This is a genomic window from Hydrogenophaga sp., assembly GCF_051007235.1.
In the GTDB taxonomy this organism is placed as follows: domain Bacteria; phylum Pseudomonadota; class Gammaproteobacteria; order Burkholderiales; family Burkholderiaceae_C; genus Hydrogenophaga.
In genome coordinates, this window is record NZ_JBPCSJ010000329.1 from 1 (window position 1) to 2,895 (window position 2,895).

A 2,895-nucleotide genomic window follows, 5' to 3' on the forward strand; every position below is an offset into this window, starting at 1 on the left:
GCCAGCAGGCTGCGCCACTCGGGCGTCCACTGCGCGCTGTGCGACAGCTCCAGGCCCGAACGGTGCGTCTTGCCGGCGTTGGTGTAGATGGTGCGGCCGAACTCGCTGGTGGCGACCACGATTTCGTCGCGCGTCGTGATGTGGAACAGCGCCACGTCCAGCCGCTGGCCTTCGGTCAGCCGGGTCTTCAGGCCCAGTTCGGCATGTGTGCTGCGCGCCGAGCGCAGGCCCAGGTTGGGCCCGGTGCCGCCCGCGGTGTAGGCGATTTCGGTGAAGGTCGGCGTCTCGAAACCACGGCCGATGTTGGCGTAGAGGTTGGTGTCGGCGCTCAGGTGCCGGGTGATGCCCAGCACCGGGTTGGTGGCGCTGAAGGCGGTGCTGCCGCTGTCGTCCGGGTTGCCGGGTGTGCCGGGGCGGATGTAGGCGTCCTCGACGCGGAAGTTCACCCGGTTGGCGCGCAGGCCGGCCACCGCACTCCAGTCCTCGTTGATGGCCCAGTCCGCCTGGGTGTAGAGCCCGGTGCTGCGCACGCTGTCCTGCTCGTCGCGCTTCAGGTCCCCCAGCACGCCGTTGTTGTTGACGTAGCCCAGGCGGTGTTCGCTCATGCGCTCGTGGTCCAGCCCCACGCTCAGCTGCACCTGGCCTTCGCCCGCCGGCAGGCGGCGGGTGTAGCGCAGGCCCAGGCCGTCGTACTGGCGGTCCAGCTGCACCACGCCACCGGCCGAACGCGCGCCGCTGCCGGCAAAGGCCAGGCGGTTGTCCAGGTCGCGCTGGCCGGCGTACACCCGCGCCATCACGCTCGCCGCCGCGTCCAGCTGGTGGTCCAGCACCAGGCCCAGCTGCTGCTGCGACACGTCCTTGCCCGCCTTGAACTGGGTGGACGCGGTCACCGCCTGTCGCGGGTCGGCCTCGGCATCGGCGCGGGTCAGCCCCAGCGGGTCGCCCGAGACCGGCTGGTCGAACACATTGGCCACCAGGGTCACGCGGGTCTGTTCGCTGGCGTCCCAGCGCAGCTTGGCGTTCAGGTGCTGGCGCTCGGCCGCGCTGTTGGTGCGCCAGCCATCGGTCTGGAAATCGCTGACGTCGATCACGTAGTTCAGCGCCCCGCTCTGCCCCGCCGCCTGCACCCCGTAGCGGCGCAGGCCGTCGGCCCCGGCGTCCAGGCTCAGACGCAGTTCGGGCCGCTGCGGCCCGTCGGCGGTGAACACCTGCACCACGCCGCTGGCCGAGTTGCCGTAGAGCTGGGCCAGCGGGCCGCGCAGCACCTCGATGCGCTGGGCCGAGGGCAGGCTGATGGTGGACGCCTGGCCCTGCCCGTCGGGCATGGTCGCGGGAATGCCGTCCACGATGAGCCGTGCACCACGGATGCCAAACGGCGAGCGGGAGCCCGAACCCCGGATGGACAGCTGCAGGTCCTGCGCGTAGTTCTGGCGGTTGAGCACTGTGATGCCCGGCACCCGGTTGAGCGATTCGGACAGGTTCACCCGCGGGCCGGCCGCCTCGATCGCGTCCTGCCCCACGGCCTGGATGGACGCGGGCGCATCAAAACTCCGCTGCTCCTGCCGGCTGGCGCTGACCACCACCTCTTGCAGGGACTGTGCATGGGCGGTGCCGGCCAGGGCCAGCCACAGGGCGGCGTTCAGCCGTTTCAGGGTGAAACTGCGGGAAAGGGGCATGTCTTGTCTCCGGTGGGTGACCGGTCTGCGCCGGTCCGGTGTGTCCACCCAGGCGCTACAAGTTCCATGCCATGCGCCGGGTGTTCCGCGCTGGAACACCCGGGCACCACATCAGGCGCCGGCGGCCTTTTCCTCGGCCTCGATTTGCATCAGCTCTTCGGCGGTGAACACGCGTGAACGCGTGTGGAAGGCCTTGCCCTCCGGCCCTTCGAGCGAGAAGGTGCCGCCGTGACCTTCGATCACGTCGATGATGAGTTGCGTGTGGCGCCAGGTGGCGTACTGCGTCTTGCTCATGTAGAACTCGCAGCCGCCGATGACGCCCAGCAACACATCGCCCTGGCCCATGGTGATCTCGCCCAGCAGGTAGCAGTTGGCCGCGCTGTTGTCGCAGCAGCCCCCGCTCTGGTGGAACATCAGGCCGGGGCCGTACTTGGTCTTGAGGAACTGAATCAGCTCCAGCGCGGCCGGTGTGGCGAGGACTTTTTCAACCATGTCTGTCTCCTTGTTCTGAAAGCCAAAAAAGGGGAAGCGGTTGCCCGCCTCCCCTTCATCCGTGCTTCTGGTCGTGCCGGATCAGAAGAACCCGAGCTTGTTTTCCGAGTAGGACACCAGCAGGTTCTTGGTCTGCTGGTAGTGGCCGAGCATGGCCTTGTGGTTTTCGCGGCCCAGGCCCGACTCCTTGTAGCCGCCGAAGGCAGCGTGGGCCGGGTAGGCGTGGTAGCAGTTGGTCCACACACGGCCGGCCTTGATGGCGCGGCCCATGCGGTAGGCCAGGTTGCCGTTGCGGGTCCACACGCCGGCGCCCAGGCCGTACAGCGTGTCGTTGGCGATTTCCAGGGCTTCGGCTTCGTCCTTGAAGGTGGTCACGGCCAGCACCGGGCCGAAGATCTCTTCCTGGAAGATGCGCATCTTGTTGTGGCCCTTGAACAGCGTGGGCTGCACGTAGTAGCCGCCGTCCAGATCACCACCCACCTTGGCCTGTTCGCCACCGATCAGCACCTGCGCGCCTTCGGCTTTGCCCAGTTCCAGGTAGCTCAGGATCTTGGTCAGCTGCTCTTTGGAGGCCTGCGCACCCATCATGGTGTCGGTGTCGAGCGGGTTGCCGTGCTTGATCGCGGCGACGCGCTTCAGGACGAGCTCCATGAACTTGTCGTAGATCGACTCGTGGATCAGCGCGCGGCTCGGGCAGGTGCAGACCTCGCCCTGGTTGAACGCGAAC

At 67.8% G+C, this 2,895-nt stretch carries 2 protein-coding genes and 1 pseudogene; all 3 read right to left on the minus strand.

Going from position 1 to position 2,895, the window contains the following annotated elements:
- The coding region (locus ACR2JA_RS11705; protein WP_434009258.1) for a TonB-dependent receptor family protein at positions 1-1,676 on the minus strand (1,676 nt) is incomplete at its 3' end.
- 111 nt (positions 1,677-1,787) lie between these two features.
- Positions 1,788-2,168, minus strand: coding sequence for a DUF779 domain-containing protein (locus ACR2JA_RS11710; protein WP_434009259.1), 381 nt, complete (start codon positions 2,166-2,168; stop codon positions 1,788-1,790).
- Positions 2,169-2,249: 81 nt separating this feature from the next.
- Positions 2,250-2,895, minus strand: a pseudogene (gene adh, locus ACR2JA_RS11715) (aldehyde dehydrogenase); the annotation flags it as partial.

Excerpts from the sequence above, each read along its gene's own strand:
- ACR2JA_RS11710 (WP_434009259.1), bottom strand. The coding sequence starts at position 2,168 with ATGGTTGAAAAAGTCCTCGCCACACCGGCCGCGCTGGAGCTGATTCAG.